Annotated in this window: 16 protein-coding genes and 3 pseudogenes; 14 read left to right on the top strand and 5 right to left on the bottom strand. The window is 59.8% G+C overall.

Features of this window, described 5'->3' with window-relative positions:
- Window positions 1–28: 28 nt before the first annotated feature.
- Window positions 29–1,090: a 7-bladed beta-propeller protein YncE gene (locus GQR96_RS13040; RefSeq protein WP_048294943.1), complete on the top strand. Its 1,062-nt coding sequence runs from the start codon at window positions 29–31 to the stop codon at window positions 1,088–1,090.
- Window positions 1,091–1,238: 148 nt separating this feature from the next.
- Window positions 1,239–1,460 carry a YgdI/YgdR family lipoprotein gene (locus GQR96_RS13035; RefSeq protein ID WP_002906779.1) on the top strand — a complete coding sequence of 74 codons (222 nt, stop codon included), beginning with the start codon at window positions 1,239–1,241 and terminating at the stop codon, window positions 1,458–1,460.
- A gap of 50 nt (window positions 1,461–1,510) precedes the next feature.
- Here GQR96_RS13035 and ansP read toward each other — a convergent pair whose 3' ends face one another.
- Both ansP and GQR96_RS13025 read right to left on the bottom strand, forming a co-directional pair.
- Window positions 1,511–2,965: an L-asparagine permease gene (gene ansP, locus GQR96_RS13030; protein WP_032456141.1), complete on the bottom strand. Its 1,455-nt coding sequence runs from the start codon at window positions 2,963–2,965 to the stop codon at window positions 1,511–1,513.
- 189 nt (window positions 2,966–3,154) lie between these two features.
- Window positions 3,155–3,406 (bottom strand): annotated as a pseudogene (locus tag GQR96_RS13025) (hypothetical protein); the annotation flags it as partial.
- A gap of 160 nt (window positions 3,407–3,566) precedes the next feature.
- Here GQR96_RS13025 and dapF point away from each other — a divergent pair.
- On the top strand, window positions 3,567–4,433 hold the full coding sequence (gene dapF, locus GQR96_RS13020; RefSeq protein WP_065904351.1) for a diaminopimelate epimerase: 867 nt from the start codon (window positions 3,567–3,569) through the stop codon (window positions 4,431–4,433).
- A gap of 23 nt (window positions 4,434–4,456) precedes the next feature.
- Here the strand turns inward: dapF and GQR96_RS13015 are convergent.
- Window positions 4,457–4,738 (bottom strand): annotated as a pseudogene (locus tag GQR96_RS13015) (class I SAM-dependent methyltransferase); the annotation flags it as partial.
- Window positions 4,739–4,830: 92 nt separating this feature from the next.
- On the opposite strand from GQR96_RS13015, the gene GQR96_RS13010 reads away from it, so the two are divergent.
- The 11 genes and pseudogenes from GQR96_RS13010 (at window position 4,831) to pptA (ending at window position 14,569) form a co-directional block, all read left to right on the top strand.
- A complete protein-coding gene (locus GQR96_RS13010; protein WP_004202738.1) occupies window positions 4,831–5,223 on the top strand; it encodes a cell envelope integrity TolA family protein in 393 nt (130 codons plus the stop codon).
- A gap of 193 nt (window positions 5,224–5,416) precedes the next feature.
- A complete protein-coding gene (locus GQR96_RS13005) occupies window positions 5,417–5,968 on the top strand; it encodes a P-loop NTPase family protein (protein WP_065904348.1) in 552 nt (183 codons plus the stop codon).
- Window positions 5,969–6,059: 91 nt separating this feature from the next.
- The gene (locus tag GQR96_RS13000) at window positions 6,060–7,067 is read left to right on the top strand and encodes an MsnO8 family LLM class oxidoreductase (protein WP_012541571.1); all 1,008 of its coding nucleotides are present in this window, start codon (window positions 6,060–6,062) and stop codon (window positions 7,065–7,067) included.
- Window positions 7,057–8,178 (top strand): M20 peptidase aminoacylase family protein, encoded by a 1,122-nt coding sequence (locus tag GQR96_RS12995; protein ID WP_043519653.1) that lies wholly within the window; start codon window positions 7,057–7,059, stop codon window positions 8,176–8,178. Before GQR96_RS13000 ends, GQR96_RS12995 begins: the two co-directional genes overlap by 11 nt.
- Window positions 8,179–8,202: 24 nt before the next feature.
- Window positions 8,203–10,466, top strand: a pseudogene (locus GQR96_RS12990) (NtaA/DmoA family FMN-dependent monooxygenase).
- Between the two features lie 11 nt (window positions 10,467–10,477).
- A complete protein-coding gene (locus GQR96_RS12985) occupies window positions 10,478–10,987 on the top strand; it encodes a GNAT family N-acetyltransferase (protein ID WP_004202731.1) in 510 nt (169 codons plus the stop codon).
- 9 nt (window positions 10,988–10,996) lie between these two features.
- Window positions 10,997–11,923 (top strand): amino acid ABC transporter permease, encoded by a 927-nt coding sequence (locus GQR96_RS12980; protein ID WP_004202730.1) that lies wholly within the window; start codon window positions 10,997–10,999, stop codon window positions 11,921–11,923.
- A complete protein-coding gene (locus tag GQR96_RS12975; protein ID WP_023318389.1) occupies window positions 11,907–12,686 on the top strand; it encodes an amino acid ABC transporter ATP-binding protein in 780 nt (259 codons plus the stop codon). Before GQR96_RS12980 ends, GQR96_RS12975 begins: the two co-directional genes overlap by 17 nt.
- Window positions 12,687–12,724: 38 nt before the next feature.
- On the top strand, window positions 12,725–13,576 hold the full coding sequence (locus GQR96_RS12970; protein ID WP_074384558.1) for a transporter substrate-binding domain-containing protein: 852 nt from the start codon (window positions 12,725–12,727) through the stop codon (window positions 13,574–13,576).
- Between the two features lie 77 nt (window positions 13,577–13,653).
- Complete coding sequence (locus GQR96_RS12965) at window positions 13,654–14,271, top strand: glutathione S-transferase family protein (protein ID WP_032456135.1); 618 nt, start codon at window positions 13,654–13,656, stop codon at window positions 14,269–14,271.
- Window positions 14,272–14,341: 70 nt separating this feature from the next.
- A complete protein-coding gene (gene pptA, locus GQR96_RS12960; protein ID WP_002906690.1) occupies window positions 14,342–14,569 on the top strand; it encodes a tautomerase PptA in 228 nt (75 codons plus the stop codon).
- Window positions 14,570–14,608: 39 nt separating this feature from the next.
- On the opposite strand, the gene GQR96_RS12955 is transcribed toward pptA, so the two are convergent.
- Together GQR96_RS12955 and GQR96_RS12950 are read right to left on the bottom strand one after the other, a co-directional pair.
- On the bottom strand, window positions 14,609–16,225 hold the full coding sequence (locus GQR96_RS12955) for a carbohydrate porin (RefSeq protein WP_236948509.1): 1,617 nt from the start codon (window positions 16,223–16,225) through the stop codon (window positions 14,609–14,611).
- Window positions 16,226–16,268: 43 nt separating this feature from the next.
- A complete protein-coding gene (locus GQR96_RS12950; protein ID WP_043519650.1) occupies window positions 16,269–17,651 on the bottom strand; it encodes a glycoside-pentoside-hexuronide (GPH):cation symporter in 1,383 nt (460 codons plus the stop codon).
- Window positions 17,652–17,671 lie beyond the last annotated feature (20 nt).

Genomic DNA, 17,671 nt, shown 5'->3' with positions numbered 1-17,671 from the left:
ACATACAGGTTTATCAAAGGGAGTCGTCATGTCATTACGTCAGTTTGCCGCGCCGCGTCTGCGCCATTCACTGTTATTCACTTCTCTGCTGCTGGCAGGCAGCTTTAGCGCCCACGCCGCGGAAGAGATGCTGCGCAAGGCCGTCGGAAAAGGGGCCTACGAAATGGCCTACAGCCAGCAGGAGAACGCGCTATGGGTTGCCACTTCGCAGAGTCGTTCGCTGGACAAGGGCGGGATTGTGTATCGTCTTGACCCCACCACCCTCGACGTGACGCAGATTATTCACAACGATCTGAAGCCGTTCGGCGCCGCTATCAACCATGCCACCGGTACGCTGTGGTTTGGCAATACCGTTGACAGCACCATCACCGCCATTGACGCCAAAACCGGCGCCGTGAAGGGGCGACTGGTGCTGGACGAGCGTCAGCGCAGTGAAACCGTGCGCCCGCTGCAGCCGCGCGAGCTGGCGGTCAATGAGCAAACCAACACCGTCTACATTACCGGTCTGGGCAAAGAGAGCGTGATTTGGGTGGTGGATGGCGCTACCCTGAAGCTGAAAACGACCATTACCGGCACCGGGGCAATGGCGACGGGCCTGGCGATCGACCCGCAGGATAAGCGTCTCTATACCACCAACGCCGACGGCGAACTGCTGACCATCGACAGCGAGAACAACACCATTGTGTCGCGCAAAAAATTGCTGGATGACGGCAAGGCGCATTTCTACCTTAACCTGAGCCTCGATACCGCCGGCCACCGCGCCTTTATTACCGACAGCAAGCAGCCGGAAGTGCTGGTGGTCGATACCCGCGACGGTAAGGTGCTGGAGAAAATCGCCGCGCCGGAATCGCTGGCGGTGCTGTTCAACCCCACCCGCAACGAAGCCTATGTGACGCATCGTAAAGCGGGGGAGGTGAGCGTTATCGACGGCAAGAGTTATAAGGTGGTGAAGACCTTTAAAACGCCGACCCATCCCAACAGCCTGGCGCTCTCTGATGACGGCAAAACGCTGTACGTCAGCGTGAAACAAGCTTCCAGCCGTGAGAAAGAGGCCACCGCCCCGGACGATGTGATCCGCATCGCGCTGTAAGGTCCCCGGGCGCGACGACCACTGCCACCGGTGGTCGCGCCCGGCATCTCACCCTCTGTTACAAACGCGTATTGGCCTGATAAACCAGATGGTTATACACTTACCCCTTTCCCGCCTCGCGCGGGCAGTGGTAATCAGTGGAGATAAAATGAAAAAGCCATTTATGGTGATTTGCGCCGGCGCGATGCTGGCCTTGCTGGCAGGCTGTTCGTCCAACTACGTTATGACCACCAAAAGCGGTCAGACGATCGTGACTCACGGCAAGCCGCAGCTGGATAAAGAAACGGGGATGACCAGCTATATCGATGAGTCTGGTAATAAGCGAGAAATTAACAGCAGCGACGTGTCGCAGTTGGTTGAGGATAACTAAGTCCTGACCTCCCGGTTTGCCCGCGATGGACAAACCGGGAGTCCTGCCATTTACTGCTTGAGCGTCGGCGCTGTGCTGTGAATCGCATGCACGCGCTTACGCACGCCAAACCAGCCCGCCACCAACAGCACCGCCAGCAACGGGATGGAGCCAATGGTATAGGTGCCGTTCGGATAATCGAAGGCCATCAGCACCAGCACGCTAAACAGGAACAGCAGCGTCAGCCACGAGGTGAACGGCGCCCCCGGCATTCTGAAGCTCACCTGAGCCGCTTTCCCTTCCTTAATCGCTTTGCGCAGACGCATCTGACACACCACGATAAAGCCCCAGGAAGCAATGATCCCCAGCGAAGCGACGTTGAGGACGATCTCAAACACCTGCGACGGCACCAGATAGTTGAGGAACACCCCGACCACGTACACCGCCAGCGTCGCCAGGATCCCGGCGTAAGGGACGTGGTGACGGCTCATCTTCGACATGAACTTCGGCGCGGAGCCCCCCATCGACATGGAGCGCAGAATACGTCCGGTGCTGTAGAGGCCGGAGTTAAGGCTGGAGAGGGCGGCGGTTAATACCACGATGTTCATCACGCTGCCGATGTACGGCACGCCCAGTTTTGAGAAGAAGGTAACAAACGGGCTCTGTCCCGCCTGGTAGGCGTTCCACGGCAGCAGCAGCACCAGCAGCACCACCGACCCGACGTAGAACAGGCCGATACGCCAGATCACGCTGTTGATGGCCTTCGGCACCATCGTCTCCGGATCTTTACACTCACCGGCCGCGGTGCCCACCAGCTCAATGGAGGCGAAGGCGAAGACCACGCCCTGCACCAGCACCAGCGCCGGCAGGAGGCCGTGCGGGAAGAAGCCGCCGTTATCGGTGATCAGGTGGAAGCCTGTGGCATTACCGTCCAGCGGCTTACCGGAGCCGAGAAAAATGGTACCGACCACGAGAAACGCGACGATCGCCAGTACTTTGACCAGTGCGAACCAGAACTCCATCTCGGCGAACCACTTCACGCCGATCATGTTCATGGTGCCAACGATGGCCAGCGCGCCAAGGGCGAAGACCCACTGCGGCACATCGCCAAAGGCGCCCCAATAGTGCATATACAGCGCCACGGCGGTGATATCGACGATCCCGGTCATTGCCCAGTTAACGAAGTACATCCAGCCGGCCACGTAGGCGGCCTTTTCGCCGAGGAATTCCCTGGCATAAGAGACGAAGCTGCCGCTCGAGGGGCGGTGGAGAACCAGTTCGCCGAGCGCGCGAAGAATAAAGAAAGAGAAGATGCCGCAGACCAGATAGACCAGTGCGAGCGCTGGCCCTGCCATTTGTAAACGTGCCCCGGCGCCGAGGAACAAACCGGTACCGATGGCGCCGCCGATGGCAATCATCTGTACCTGACGGTTGCCCATCGCTTTGTGATAACCCGCTTCGTGTGAATTGAGCCAGTGGCGTTTTGCAGCATGGTGCTCCGCTGCAGTGTCGTGTTTCGTATTCATTGATGTATCAGTTTCCTGTCAATGCCCATGTTTGCAGCCGGTGTGGAGGACGGCTGGCACATTATGCTGGCTTTCTCATCATTCTGACGTAGGAGATAAGCTCAGACATGGCGCTGAATCCTACACGTAACCTAATAGTTACGCACCTAAAACATTTACCGATAGCATTTGACAGATTTATCAATGAGATCAGCGTCGCAGAGTTTCCCGCAACAGAATGAAAGCGCTGGTATGTTGGCGTCGACTGGGGTAGTAGCGAGGCTGTCCGGGGACGGCGTGGGGCCAGTTCGCCTGCTGGCGCATTCGTTGGTCACAGGCGATAGCCAGCTGTTCGCCGAGTCGCAGCCCAGCGTTTAACCGGTCATCGACGACCAACGTTTGGCCATTATCATCAGTGCTTTTGATGTTAATATCCGGATATTCCAGCATAAATGGCTTCAGCGTCAGTCACGGCGGGGATGCGCAGACGGGAGAAGCATGACGCCTGCCTGCCGAAGAGCAGAATGAACAGAGCGGTTAAGCCTTAGTGTTTAATTCATTCTGGCGGCGCAGGTATTGTAAGATGCAAGATCAGACCCATAGCGCCAGGCGACCCCACACAATGACCCCCTTACAGTTTCATAAATATCACGGACTGGGTAATGATTACCTGGTATGCCATCGCGCCGTTGCCGACCAGCTGAGCAACGAGCATATTCGAATTCTGTGCCATCGCCACTATGGCGTTGGTTCCGATGGTCTGCTGATCGACAGCGGCGATCAAACCCATCCCACGCTGCGTATTATCAATCCGGACGGCTCCGAGGCGGAGAAAAGCGGTAATGGGCTACGGATCTATGCGCGCTATCTGTTTGATAGCGGTCGCGTCGGCCATGAGCCTTTTTTAGTGCACACGGCGGGCGGAGATGTCTATTGCACCGTGGAGAGTGATTTTCATCAGATTAGCGTGGATATGGGGCGGGCGAATTTCAATCCGGCGGCGTTACCCGCCTTAGTGAATTTGCCCGAGGCGGTGAATTATCCGTTGACGCTGGCGGATGAAACCCTGTCCGTCGTGCTGGTCTCCATGGGCAATCCCCACTGCGTTGTCCTCGTGGATAAGCTCGACCTGGAACAGGTTCATCGTTTAGGACCGCAAATTGAACATCATGCCTTATTCCCCAAACGCTGCAATGTGCAGTTCGTGGAAATTGTCGATCGCCATACCCTGAAGATTGGTATCTGGGAGCGGGGCGCCGGGTTTACGATGGCCTCCGGGAGCAGCAGCTGCGCGGCGGCCAGCGCCATGCGCCGGTTAGGTAAGGTGGACGATCGGGTGGATGTCAACATGCCTGGTGGTCAGCTGCACATCACCTTCGACGCAGATTTTCAGGTCCGTATGCGTGGCCCGGTGCATAAAATCGCCAGCCTGACGCTGGATAAAGACTGCTTTGTTGGCGGCAGCGCCATCTTCACTGGCGCTGCATAACAGATGGCGCGGTCAGCCTGAAATTAACTCTCCTGAGGATCAGCCGACGGCCCGTTTGCCGAACAAACGATGGTGGCATGATCCCACCAGGCATTGTGCTTAACGTTGGTGGCAAGGACGCTAAACTGCGCCTGCTGTATCTCATTCAGTAAAGCCGGGAGGGGTTTAAGCGTACGCCAGGGCTGCCCCTCTTTCAGGAGATGATGCTTGACAGGATCGTAAGTGGCGAGGTCTTCAGCATAACGAGGAAGCCCGCACATCGAGCCGATCACCAGCCGGCCAGCGGGTTGAAGTAATCTTCTCGCCCCGTCAGAGCCTGGCTCCGCTCTCTGGTGCCTTGCCTGCGAGTAGCGCATAATGGCAACCTTTCCAATTCGTTACGGGCAGGAAAGCCGGTATGTTGAAGAAATTGTGTTTATTAACCCTTATCTCTGCCTTGGGCGCGGGCTGCGCACCGTTACAGCCCTCCGGCTGTCATAAAACGACCGCGACGGGAAGCTGTGGCTCTGGCCGCTGGGACGATCGGGATGAGTGGGGAGCCCAGGCGCGGGCCATCAGGGCCGCGATACTAGCCCAGATGGATACCCCCGAGCGCTGGCAGGGTAAGAAATGCAGGTTGCATTTAGCCTTTGCGCAGGATGGCACGGTTTTACATGTCTCGACCAGCAACGGTAACAAAGCCTATTGTGACGAGTTAGCCGCTGCTGCCAGGAAGGCCACGTTCCCGCCTTTTAACAACCCCGATGTCTTCCGGGATTTTCAGCAGTCCGGCTTTGATATGCAGGGTTAAATTGACTGTCTGGTCGGCTTTTGCCGGCTGGAAAAGCCTGGCGACACCGCGTGTGCGTGGCTGACCGTGGTTGCCGGGGAATCTCACCACTTTTTTCATTGCGCTTGCTGTCGTCAGCGGCTGTTACACATTGCTTTTTCCCATCCGGGCAAAGGCGGCGAACAACGGGAATGGCTACCAGGGAGAAAGAGAGATGAACATCAACGTGGTCGGCACCAGCGGCTCAGGTAAATCCACCCTGGCTCGTCGCCTGGCGCACAGGCTGGGGCTGCGCTGGATCGAACTGGATCGCCTGTACTGGCGGCCAAACTGGCAGGGCACGCCTGATGAGGCGTTTTTCGCCGCCATTGCCGCCGCGACGGCCACCCCGGGCTGGGTGCTGGACGGCAACTACAATCGCAGCCGCGGGGTCAAATGGCGCGAGGTGGATCTGGTGGTCTGGCTGGATTATGGCCTCTGGCGCACGCTGCGCCAGGCGGTGTGGCGGGCCGCGAGCCGGGCGTGGCGACAACAGGAGCTGTGGCCGGGCACCGGCAACCGCGAGAGTTTCCGCCGTTCGTTTTGCAGCCGGGAATCCATCATCCTCTGGACGCTGAAGACCTGGCGGCAGAATCGTCGACGCTATCTGGCCGATATGCAGGATCCGCAATATCGGCATATTCGCTTCGTCCGGCTGCGCAGTCCGCGGCAGGCCGAGGCGCTGCTCCGCGAGCTGGAAGCGCAGCGGTCAGGCGGGCATATCTAATTTTCAGCAGTACACATGTGAATTAATTGTTTCTCAATAGTTAGCAGAGATTTTAATAATGCAGGCACGTACTTTCATATGAGCCTGCGAAATGTCTTATCGAATCAGTATCCTGGATAAAAGTCCGCTTGCCGCCGGGGAAACCGCCGCGCAGGCGCTGGCGCGCACATTAACGCTGGCGCAACACGCCGAAGCCTGGGGCTATCACCGCTTCTGGGTCGCCGAACACCACAATACCGATCAGCTGGCGAGCCCCTCTCCGGAGCTGGTTATCGCCTGGCTGCTGGGCCACACCCGGCGCATTCGTCTTGGGTCCGGCGGCGTTATGCTCCAGCACTACAGCCCCTATAAAGTCGCGGAAAACTTTAACCTGCTGGCCGCCCTCGCGCCGGGTCGCATCGATCTCGGGGTGGGCAAGGCGCCTGGCGGCCTGCCGCTCTCCACCCGCGCCCTGCAGCAGGGCCTGCATCAGGAGGAGAAAGGGACCTTTGCCGATCAGCTGGCGCAGCTGGATAACTGGCTGTCACTGACTGAGCCAGGGGGAGAGGAGAGCCTGCGCGCCACGCCGATCCCGCCGCGCCGGGCCGACGGATTTCTGCTCGGCGCCAGCCTGGAGAGTGCGGAACTGGCCGCCCGTCTTGACTGGAACTTCGTGTTTGCGGCCCATCTCAATGGCGACAGCGCGCTGCGCCGCACGGTGATCAACCGCTGGCGCGAGCTCAGCCCGCGTGAGGCGATCGTCGCCGTGCAGGTGGTGGTGGCTGACGATCCGGCCACCGCCGCTGCGCTGGCGCAGCAGGTCGAGGTGTGGGGCGTCGAGCTGGAGAACGGCCAGCGGGTGACCGTCGGCAGTGAGGCTCAGGCCGTCGCCTTTGCCCGCCAGGCTGGCAGCCGGCCGACACGCATCCACCGCCGCGAATCTTCACTGATCTCCGGTACTCCCGAACAGGTTAAAGCCCGGCTTGACGCGCTGCAGGCGGAAGATCAGCTGGATGAACTCATCATTGATACCCCCATTAGCGACGGGCCAGCGCGCCTGCACTCCCTGCGCCTGCTGGCGCAGGCTCACTACGGCAAGGAGGTGCTGAATGTCCTTTGAACAACAACTGATTAGCTGGCGGCGCGAGCTGCACCAGAACCCAGAGCTCTCCCTACAGGAAGTAGCCACCACCGCGCGGATCCGCGACTGGCTGCAGAGCGGCGGGCTGACTCTGCTGCCCTTCGATCTGAAAACCGGGCTGGTCGCCGAAGTCGGCAGCGGCGACAAGGTGATTGCCCTGCGGGCGGATATCGATGCGTTGCCCATCGAGGAGGCGACCGGTCTGCCTTACCGCTCGCAAAATGAAGGGGTGATGCATGCCTGCGGCCATGATATTCACACCAGCGTGATGCTGGGGGCGGCGCTGCTGCTGAAGGAGCGGGAAGCGGAACTCCCGGGGCGGGTACGGATCCTGTTTCAGCCGGCGGAGGAAAATTTTGGCGGCGCGAAAACCCTGATCCGCGCCGGGGCGCTGGAGGACGTGTCGGCGATCTTTGGTATGCACAATGAGCCCGGCCTGCCGGTGGGCGAATTTGCCACCCGCGGCGGCGCGTTCTACGCCAACGTCGATCGCTTCGTTTTCAAAGTGACCGGGAAGGGGGCGCATGCCGCCCGCCCACATGAAGGAAAGGATGCGATCCTGCTGGCCAGCCAGCTGGTGACGGTGCTGCAGAGCGTAGCCAGCCGGGAAGTGAACACCCTCGACTCGGTGGTGCTCAGCGTGACGCGGATCCAGGGAGGCAATACCTGGAACGTGCTGCCGGAGAGCGTCGAACTGGAGGGGACGCTGCGCACCCACAGCAGTGAAGTGCAACAGCGTGTCAAGGCCCGGGTCAGCGAGATTGCGGCCGGTTTCGCCAGCGCTTTTGGCGCGCAGATTGACGTCTTCTGGTACGCCGGCCCGACGGCGCTGGTCAACGACGCCCGCTGGGCCGACTTCGCCAGCGAGGTGGCAGCTCAGGCCGGGTATCGCACTCACTACGCCGATCTGCATCTCGGTGGCGAAGATTTTGCGGTCTATCTTCAGCATATTCCCGGGGCGTTCGTCAGCATCGGCAGCGCCAGCGAATATGGTCTGCACCATCCGGCATTTAATCCGGATGAACGGCTGATTGCGCCCGCGGCACATTATTTCGCCCGGCTCGCGGAAGAAGCGTTACAACACATTTAACGGATGGCAGGGGAAGGGGTAGCTATGTCTGAAAATCGACAATTGCGTCTGGGAACCATATTACATGGTGCATCGGGAAATATGTCCGCATGGCGTCATCCGGCGGCCCAGGCCGACGCCAGTATTAATTTTGATTTTGTTACAGAGACGGCGTTAAAAGCGGAAGCGGGTAAGCTGGATTTTATTTTTGTCGCCGACGGTTTATATATTAATGAAAAATCGATTCCCCATTTTTTAAATCGCTTCGAGCCCTTAACGGTGCTTTCCGCGCTGGCCGCGGTTACCCGGCGGCTGGGGCTGGTGGGGACCTTATCCACTTCGTACAGCGAGCCGTTTACCACCGCCCGACAGTTCGCCAGCCTTGACCATTTAAGCCAGGGGCGGGCGGGCTGGAACGTGGTCACTTCGCCGCTGGAAGGGTCGGCGAAAAACTTCTCCCGGGCCCAGCATCCGGATCATGCGCTGCGCTATCGCATTGCCGATGAATATCTGCAGGTGGTGAAAGGCTTATGGGATTCATGGGAAGAGGACGCCTTTGTGCGCAATAAGGAGACTGGCCAGTTCTTTGATAAAAATAAACTGCATACGCTCGATCACCATGGCGATTTCTTTAAAGTGGCCGGGCCGCTAAATATTGCCCGCACGCCACAGGGACGGCCGATTATTTTCCAGGCCGGCGCGTCGGACGACGGCAAGAAATTAGCCGCACGCCACGCCGATGCCATTTTTACCCATCAGGAATCGCTGGCCGAGGCGCAGGCATTTTATCAGGATGTCAAAAGCCAGCTGGCGGCATGGCAGCGCACCCCGGACCAACTGCATATCTTCCAGGGCGTCAGCGTCATCGTCGGGGATGACGCCGAGGATGCGGAACGTCAGTACCAGACTACCGCGGCGCTGGTTTCCATCGAGGATGCGCTGAACTATCTTGGGCGCTATTTCGAACACCATGATTTTTCGCAGTATCCGCTTGATGAACCGTTCCCGGATATTGGCGACCTGGGACAAAACAGCTTCCGCAGCACCACCGACGAGATTAAACGTCACGCCCGCGAGCGGGGATTAACCCTGCGCCAGGTGGCCCTGGAGGCCGCGAGCCCACGTCCGCGCTTTACCGGCACCGCCAGCGATGTCGCCGATGGCCTGCAATTGTGGTTCGAACAGCGCGCGGCGGACGGTTTCATCATTCAGGGCGGCACGCCGGAAACCTTCCCGCGCTTTGTTGACGAGGTGGTGCCTCTGTTACAAGCGCGCGGTTTGTTCCGTCGCGACTATCCGGGCACCACCCTGCGGGAAAGTCTGGGCCTGGCGCTACCCGCTAATCAATTCCAAAAATAAGAAAAGAGAATCACGCTATGCAGAAAACAACACTCTTGCTGGCCGTCGCGTTGGCATTTAGCGCCTCGTCGTGGGCACAGGACGTCAAGATCAATGGCACCGGGGTAAGCCTGGAGGCCAACAAAACGCCGATTCACACAGCGAAAAACCCGAAGGCCATTGCCCTGTTGCCGAAAGATCTGCATCTGGCGGTGCCGGGGAAATTCACCGTCGCGGTGGCGGCCCTGAACTCACCGCCGCTGACGGTCTTCGCCGATGACAACAAAACCCTGCTCGGCAGCGAGGCGGATATCGCCCGGCTGGTGGCGGAGAGTCTCGGGCTGGAGGTGAACGTAGTTCCCACCTCCTGGGAAGACTGGCCGCTGGGAGTCACCTCCGGCAAATATGATGCCGCGATCAGCAATATTACCGTCACCAAAGAGCGAAAAGAGAAGTTCGATTTCGCCACCTACCGCAAAGATTCGCTGGGCTTCTACGTCAAAAGCACCAGTCCGCTGAACAAAATTGACAAGGCGGAGGACATCGCCGGGCTGAAGATTATCGTCGGCTCCGGTACTAACCAGGAGGCGATCCTGCTGGCGTGGAACGCGGAGAACGTCAAGAAGGGGCTGAAGCCGTTTACCCCGGTTTACACCAAGGATGATGCCGCCCAGACGCTGGCTCTGCAAACCGGACGAGCCGACGCCTTTTTCGGCCCTAACGTAATTGGCGCATGGAAGGCGGCGCTGACCGGCAAAACCAAACTGGTGGGCAGCGTCGACGGCGGCTGGCCGAAAGCGGCGCATATCGCGGTGACGCTGAAAAAAGACAGCGGGCTGGTGAATGCCGTCCAGGCGGCGCTGAACGGCGCTATCGCCAGCGGGGACTACGCCAAAGTGCTTAACCGCTGGGGCGAAGGGGTGGAAAGCATACCGCAATCGGAAATCAACCCGCCCGGGCTGGGCGACTGACAGGAGGCGCGATGAGCGAAGCATTCCGCGATATTTCTCCGGACGCCCCGGAGCTGCAGCCGATTATTAGCGGGCTGTTTGCTGAATACGCCGCCCGCTACGGCGACTATTTTTCCCGCGATGCGGAAGTGGAGTTGAGCGAGTGGTATTTGCCGCCGCAGGGGCTGTTTATCGTCCTTGAGCGTGAGGGCGAAATTATCGCCACCGGCGCTTATAAACCTAAGGATCGCCACACCGCAGAGATCAAACGTATCTGGACGCACCGCCGTCTGCGCCAGCAGGGGCTGGCGGCGAAAGTAGTTCAGGAGCTGGAGCGGCGGGCGGTGCTGGCCGGGTACAGCCATATCTACCTGACCACCGGCTTCCGCCAGCCGGAGGCGGTAAAGCTCTATCTCAGCCAGGGGTATGAGGCGCAGTTTGACCTCGCGCGAGACCCGGAAGAGTACAGTCAGCCGCCTTACGATGGCCGGCTGCGGTTCACTAAAGCGCTGGCGGTGAGCGCCTTTAGCCACAGCGCCTGAGGAGGCATTATGCATACATCTGAAACGATAAAAGTGGTGCCGGCGCGCTATCCGCTGCGGGTGGTGGGAGCCCTGGTGGCCCTGCTGGTGCTGGCGGTAGTGATCCAGTCGGTGGCCTTCAACCCGCGCTGGGAGTGGGGCGTCTTCGCCCGCTGGTTCTTTGACCCGGTGATCCTCGAAGGGCTGGGACAAACCCTGCTTCTGACCCTGCTCGGCACGGTGCTGAGCGTGATCTTCGGCGGCCTGCTGGCGCTGGCCCGCTTGTCCTCATCCTGGCTGCTCAGCAGCCTCGCCTGGAGCTATATCTGGCTGTTTCGCTCGCTGCCGCTGATTGTAGTGCTGATCATTCTCTACAACTTCTCCTATCTTTACGACACCCTGTCGCTGGGGATCCCGTTTACCGGCGTCACCTGGGCCAGCTACCAGACGATAAACGTGCTGGGGCAATTCTCCACGGCGGTGGTGGGCCTGACCCTGGTGCAGAGCGCCTATACCGCGGAGATTATTCGCGGCGGCTTCCTCGGCGTTGACCATGGGCAGTATGAGGCCGCTGCCGCGCTGGGGCTGCCCGCCTGGCGACGCACGCTGCGCATTATTTTGCCGCAGGCGCTGCGCACCATTCTGCCATCCGGCTTCAATGAGATCATCAGTCTGGCGAAAGGAACGGCGATGGTGTATGTCCTGGCGATGCCGGAGCTGTTCTACACCATCCAGATGATCTACAACCGTACCCAGGAGGTGATCCCGCTGTTGATGGTCGGCGCCGCCTGGTATCTGGCGATCACCAGCGTTCTCTCCGCCATTCAGTACCTGGTGGAACGTGGCCTGGCGCGCAGCGAGCGCCGCTCGGCGGTGAACAGCGCCCGCAGCAGCCGTCTGAATCAACCCGCACGTCAACCACAGCCCCAGGAGGCCGTCCATGCCCAGCTCTCGTAATGGCCATATCTCTATCACCGGCGTCAGCAAATACTATGGCCGCCACAAAGCGCTGGACGATGTGTCCTTGGAGATACCTCCGGGCACAGTGACGGTGATCCTCGGCCCTTCCGGTTCGGGCAAGTCCACGCTGCTGCGCACCATTAATCACCTCGAGCGCGTTGATGAGGGGTTTATTCAGATTGATGGCGACTATATCGGCTATCGCCGCAAAGGCGACAAGCTGTATGAGATGAAAGAGAAGGAGATCCTCCGCCAGCGGATCAACGTCGGCTACGTGTTTCAGAACTTTAACCTGTTTCCGCACCTGACGGTGCTGGAGAACCTGATAGAGGCGCCGATCGCCCACAAGCAGGCCACGCGCAAAGAGGCCATTGCCCGTGCCTGGGAGCTGCTGGACGTGGTTGGACTGCGCAATAAAGCAGATGCCTGGTCGCGGCATCTCTCCGGCGGCCAGCAGCAGCGTATCGCTATTGCCCGGGCGCTGGCGCTGGACCCGCGGGTGATCCTGTTTGATGAGCCCACCTCGGCGCTGGATCCGGAGCTGGTGGGCGAGGTGCTGGATGTCATCAAGAAGCTGGCGCGCTCTGGCACCACTCTGGTGGTGGTCACCCACGAGGTTGGCTTTGCCCGCGAGGTGGCCGATCAGGTGGTGTTTATGGTCGACGGCAGGATCGTCGAGCAGGGCAGCAGCGACGAGGTGCTCAACCATCCGCAGCATCCGCGTACCCGGCAGTTTTTATCCAGGGTGCTGCCGTCATGAACAGAGCGATAGCGACCCTTGTATTCAGCGCCCTGGCGCTGGACGCTCACGCGGCGCTGGATCTGCGCGCCAATGAGCAGCCATTGCCGGTCACCCGCGACCCGCAGGCGATCGCGAAAATTCCACCGGGCTATCGCTTCGTGGAACCGGGGACGCTGACGGTGGCGATCTCGGCGCTCAATTCTCCGCCGCTGGCGCTGCTTGCCAGCGACAACCGCACGCGGATCGGCAGCGACCCGGATATAGCCCGCCTGCTGGCCGGGAGCCTTGGCCTGAAGCTCAGGCTGGTGCCCACCGCGTGGGAGGACTGGCCGCTGGGCATCGCCGCCGGCCGCTACGATGTGGCGCTGATCAATATCGCGGTAACCGAGAAGCGCAAAGAGAAGTTCGATTTCGCCACCTACCGGGTGGACTCCCTGGCCTTCTCGGTGAAATCCACCAGCGACATCGCCGCGGTAAACGGACCCGCAGACCTCGCCGGGCGCAAAGTGATCGTCGGGTCTGGCACCAACCAGGAGCGGATCCTGCTGGGCTGGAATGAGGACAACCGGGCCGCCGGGCGGCCGCCGGCCCAGCCGGTCTACCTGACCGATGATGCCTCCGGCAACCTCTATATCCAGTCCGGGCGGGCGGATATCTTTTTCGGCCCGCAGTCGATGGCCGCCTATAAAGCGGCCCTTAATGGCCAGACCCGGGTGGTAGGCCTGGGGCCGAAAAAAGCGTGGGTGGCGACAACCACCAAAAAAGGCAACGGCCTGGTCTTTGCCCTGCAGGCAGCCCTCGACGGGGCGATTGCCCGCGGTGAATATCAGCAGGTGCTGGCGCGCTGGGGAGAGCAGGGCGAGGCGGTGGCGCAGTCGGTGGTCAACCCGCCGGGGATCACCTACTAACCACCCGGGCCATGGTGTGCCGGTTGGGTGAGCGGTAATTTTCTGCCTACACTTAGGCTTTATCCTGGAGGCAGACCATGATTACCGTTTATGGCGTGCCGGGATGGGGCTCGACGATTAGCGAGCTGATGCTCTCCCTGGCCGATATTCCCTACGAGGTGGTTGACGTTGAGGGCTTTGACCAGCCCGGCCCGGCGCGCGAGCGCCTGCGGCAGATTAACCCGCTGTGTCAGGTGCCCACCCTGAGGCTGGCCGACGGCAACATCATGACCGAAACCGCCGCCATCGCGCTGATGATCCTCGACCAGCGTCCCGACCTGGCCCCCGCGCCGGGGACGCCGCAGCGTCAGCAGTTTCAGCGCCTGCTGGTCTGGCTGGTGGCTAATGTCTATCCTACCTTTACCTATGCCGACTATCCGGAACGCTGGGCGCCCGCCGCGGCGGAGCAGCTGGTGGAGAATTGTCGCCAGTACCGGAACAATCTCTATCTCTGGTTCGAACAGCAACTGGCCGCCGGGCCGTGGGCGCTGGGCGCGTCGATTACCCTCCTGGACTGCTATATCGCGGCGATGTACAGCTGGGGGCCGCGGCAGGCGTGGTTTGACGACCACGCGCCAAAATTCGCCGCCGTCGCCCGGGCGGTCTACCAGCGACCGGAGCTGGCCGCGACGCTGCGCCGTAACAAGCTGATTTAACGCACGCGATGCCAACCATAACGGCCATTGTGTGGTAGCGTTATGGCTCTGACCACAAGGAGTCTTTGCTATGCCGCATGTAGATATTAAATGTTTTCCCCGTGAACTGACTGACGAACAAAAAACCGCACTGGCCGCCGACATTACCGAGGTGCTGATCCGTCATCTGAACAGCAAAGAGAGCGCGGTCAGCGTCGCGCTCACCCAGGTTGAGCCGGACGCGTGGCAGGCGGTGTGGGATAGTGAGATCGCCCCGCAGATGGCGCAGTTGATTAAGAAGCCGGGTTATAGCATGTAATTGCCACTGGCGGGCATGATGCCCGCCAGTGACGCTCGGTCAGAACCAAATCTCCGTCTGCACGCCGAAGTTCCATGTCCCGCCAGCGGTAAAGCCTTTGCTGCCGAAATCATCGTTGATCGCATAACGATCCAGGTCTTTATCCCAGTTCATCCACGTGACAAAGAAACGTATCTCCGGCCGCGCTTTGATATCAAACACATCGCCCACTTTAAAGGTGGGGGCGAAGGTCAGCTTGTAGAAATCACCGCGCACCGCCTGATACTGATAAACGTTGTCATTATAGCGATAGCTGCGCCCGTTCGGATTGAGATCCATATACTGCCACGAGGCCTCATACAGCAGGGCGAAGTGAGCGGAGATCCCTTGCGATACCCGCAGGTTAAACGTCGCCCAGTCGTAGCGGTCGCCGTCGCGATAGCGGTCTTCGCTGTGCTGGGCGATCACCGACGGCGCCAGCTGCCAGTTTTTCCCCAGCGGCAGGATCCCGTACGACGCAAAGCGTAGGGAGGCCGCGTTCTCGGTCAGGTCGCCATCGCTCCCCGGCTGACGCGCTTCGGCGCCCAGCCCGACGCCGTACTGCAGGGCGCTTTCCGACACCCCCGGCGCCAGGCCGTAGAACTGCTGTTTGTCGTGGAGGGCCAGCATCGCGTAGTAGCCGTTTTTGGCGGTGTTATCGCTGCGCAGGGCATAGCTCCCGGTGGTCGAGGTATTATCTTTCAGGTCATCGTTGCCCTGGGCGGTCATCACCGTGGTCATCAGCTGCCAGTTGCCGTAAAAATGGTTTGCGGTGAACAGCAGATTCTGGATGTCATTATCCGCGTAATTATCGCTGCCAAGGTCGCCGAAGTTACGCGCATACACCGAATAATCGCCGCGCAGGCCGCTTCCCCAGTCGACATCATTGATCCCGCCGCCGGTGCCACCGAGGAACATGATGTCGCTATCGGTAAAGTGGATATCGAAGTTATCCCGATCGAAGCGCTTGCCAGCCCAGATCGAGGCGCGTTTTAACGGCCCGGTGAACTCGGCGAAATCGCCCATCTCGACGTACAGCTGACGAATGTTCAGATGGTGGCTGTCGTTATCCTGAACCCACGGATCCGGGTTGGTGGCCCCGTCGGCGAGCATGGTCTTAAAGCGCGCCCATGAGCCATCGTTGAAGGTAAGCTTTTTGCCAAAGCTCAGCTCAGCGTAATTATCTTTTTCGTTGCCGAGACGGCCGACGTGGGCATCGCCGTTGAGCGAACTGGCCGGGGAGATACCTGGCCCGCCGCGGGCGCCTTTGCCGTGGCTGTTGACTAACATTCCGGAACGGGCGTAGGTGTTAAAGGTAAAGCCATCGTCCGGGGCGCGTTTCGCCAGCTGCTCGCTCAGCTGCTGATTGGTGGCCTGCTGTTTTTGTTCGCGAGCCGTGGTCTGTTGGCTGAGCGCCTGCACCTGCTTTTCCGCTGCCGCCGCGCGCTGTTCCGCGGCGCTGGTGCGCAGCTCCGCCTGCTGCGCCCGGCGTTTAGCTTCTCCCGCCTCCTGCTCCGCATGATTTAGCCGGGCCTCCAACAGAGCCAGCCGTTGCTCGACAGTGAGTGGGGCCGCACTCGCGCCGTAAGCCGAAAAAAGGGCGCAGCAAACCGCTGCGCTTATCAAAGAGATACGCATATCAATCCTTATTTTTTCAGAGGTATGAAGGGTGTGCTGCGCCTTACAGGGCGTGGTTTTCTCCACCAACAGACGATGCGTTCGACGGCGCACGGCGTCCAGCGTCAAGGTCAGCGCGGATCTGCTCGTACTGGTCGTCGAGGCGGTAGAAGCGACCCATCCACAACATTGAGGCCACAATCAGCAGCGCGGGGATATAGAGGTAGCAGGCTTTTATCGCCAGCATCGCGCCGTCGCTTTGCGTCTGGTTAGCGATATAACCGGCGGATGAGAGCAGTACCCCGGTAATGGCTCCTGCGCCCGCCATAGCCACCTTGCCAAGAAAGCCGTTGATGGAGGTTAAAATGCCGGCGGTATTGATGCCGGTTTTCCATACCCCGTAATCCACCGGATCGGCCTGCATGGAAAAGTAAATTGCCGTGCGCTGTCCGGCGCCAAGCGATAACACGACCGCTCCGGCAACCAGACCCCAGCTATTAACGCCTGCCGCCATCATCATACCCATGCCGACCAGGTTGATCGCGCTGGCGACCAGATACACGTGGCGCTTTTTCATTCGGCTGGCGAGCAGCGGCACGGTGAGGGTGCCCAGCAGGGGAACGAAGGTGGAGATTCCGGCGACGACCGCCGTGAGTTCGTTATTGCCGACGTAATAATGGAAGAAGTACACCAGCGCCCCGGTTTGAAAGAAAAACGCGCCCCACATCAGGAAAATGTTGATGGCGAAGACGAACCACGGTCGATTGGCGCGCAGGCTGACCCAGGCGCGTTTTAAGGTCATGCGCTCCTGAGTAATGCTGATATTTTCCTTAACGTTCCGGAAGCTCACCAGCAGAAAAAAGGTGGCAATAACGCCGAAAACTACCGCCGTATAGAAGAAGCCGTGCTCCTGATTGCCTTTCCCCAGCGCGCCAACCAGCGGCAGAGTGGCGACCGCGACAATGGTCGCCCCGAGCGAGCCGAGCAGAATACGCACTGCCGACAGCGTCGTGCGCTCTCGCGAGTCGTTCGTCAGAAACGGCAGCATGGCGCAGAATGGAATATTAACGAGGGTATAGAGAAACGACAGGCACAAATAGGTGACAAAAGCGTAGATCAGCTTACCGGTGGTGCCGAAATCGGGCACGTAGAAGGCCAGAATACACAGCAGTCCAAAGGGGATCGCGCCAATCAGCAGATACGGACGGCAGCGCCCCCAGCGGGTGGCGGTATTGTCGATTACCAGCCCCATCAGCACGTCGGCCACGCCGTCCACCAGTCGGGTGACCAGAAACATCAGGCCGACGTAATAGGCCGGGAGGCCCATCACGTCGGTGTAAAAAAACATCAGATACAGAGAGATCATCTGCCACACAAGGTTGCAGGAGAGATCGGCAATGCCATAGCCAAGGCGCTGCCGCCACAGGGTAAACGTTGTTTCTGCCATAAATCACTCGCTTATCGTTG

Origin of the sequence: Klebsiella sp. PCX, assembly GCF_021869705.1 — a bacterium.
In the GTDB taxonomy this organism is placed as follows: domain Bacteria; phylum Pseudomonadota; class Gammaproteobacteria; order Enterobacterales; family Enterobacteriaceae; genus Klebsiella; species Klebsiella quasipneumoniae.
Note: the sequence above shows the minus strand (reverse complement) of the source record. Positions and strands in the feature narration are given on the sequence as shown.

What these genes read in the sequence shown, in the direction of transcription:
- GQR96_RS13040 (WP_048294943.1), top strand. Translation starts at nt 29, where the DNA reads ATGTCATTACGTCAGTTTGCCGCGCCGCGTCTGCGCCATTCACTGTTA.
- GQR96_RS13035 (WP_002906779.1), top strand. Translation starts at nt 1,239, where the DNA reads ATGAAAAAGCCATTTATGGTGATTTGCGCCGGCGCGATGCTGGCCTTG.
- ansP (WP_032456141.1), bottom strand. Translation starts at nt 2,965, where the DNA reads ATGAATACGAAACACGACACTGCAGCGGAGCACCATGCTGCAAAACGC.
- dapF (WP_065904351.1), top strand. Translation starts at nt 3,567, where the DNA reads ATGACCCCCTTACAGTTTCATAAATATCACGGACTGGGTAATGATTAC.
- GQR96_RS13010 (WP_004202738.1), top strand. Translation starts at nt 4,831, where the DNA reads ATGTTGAAGAAATTGTGTTTATTAACCCTTATCTCTGCCTTGGGCGCG.
- GQR96_RS13005 (WP_065904348.1), top strand. Translation starts at nt 5,417, where the DNA reads ATGAACATCAACGTGGTCGGCACCAGCGGCTCAGGTAAATCCACCCTG.
- GQR96_RS13000 (WP_012541571.1), top strand. Translation starts at nt 6,060, where the DNA reads ATGTCTTATCGAATCAGTATCCTGGATAAAAGTCCGCTTGCCGCCGGG.
- GQR96_RS12995 (WP_043519653.1), top strand. Translation starts at nt 7,057, where the DNA reads ATGTCCTTTGAACAACAACTGATTAGCTGGCGGCGCGAGCTGCACCAG.
- GQR96_RS12985 (WP_004202731.1), top strand. Translation starts at nt 10,478, where the DNA reads ATGAGCGAAGCATTCCGCGATATTTCTCCGGACGCCCCGGAGCTGCAG.
- GQR96_RS12980 (WP_004202730.1), top strand. Translation starts at nt 10,997, where the DNA reads ATGCATACATCTGAAACGATAAAAGTGGTGCCGGCGCGCTATCCGCTG.
- GQR96_RS12975 (WP_023318389.1), top strand. Translation starts at nt 11,907, where the DNA reads ATGCCCAGCTCTCGTAATGGCCATATCTCTATCACCGGCGTCAGCAAA.
- GQR96_RS12965 (WP_032456135.1), top strand. Translation starts at nt 13,654, where the DNA reads ATGATTACCGTTTATGGCGTGCCGGGATGGGGCTCGACGATTAGCGAG.
- pptA (WP_002906690.1), top strand. Translation starts at nt 14,342, where the DNA reads ATGCCGCATGTAGATATTAAATGTTTTCCCCGTGAACTGACTGACGAA.
- GQR96_RS12955 (WP_236948509.1), bottom strand. Translation starts at nt 16,225, where the DNA reads ATGCGTATCTCTTTGATAAGCGCAGCGGTTTGCTGCGCCCTTTTTTCG.
- GQR96_RS12950 (WP_043519650.1), bottom strand. Translation starts at nt 17,651, where the DNA reads ATGGCAGAAACAACGTTTACCCTGTGGCGGCAGCGCCTTGGCTATGGC.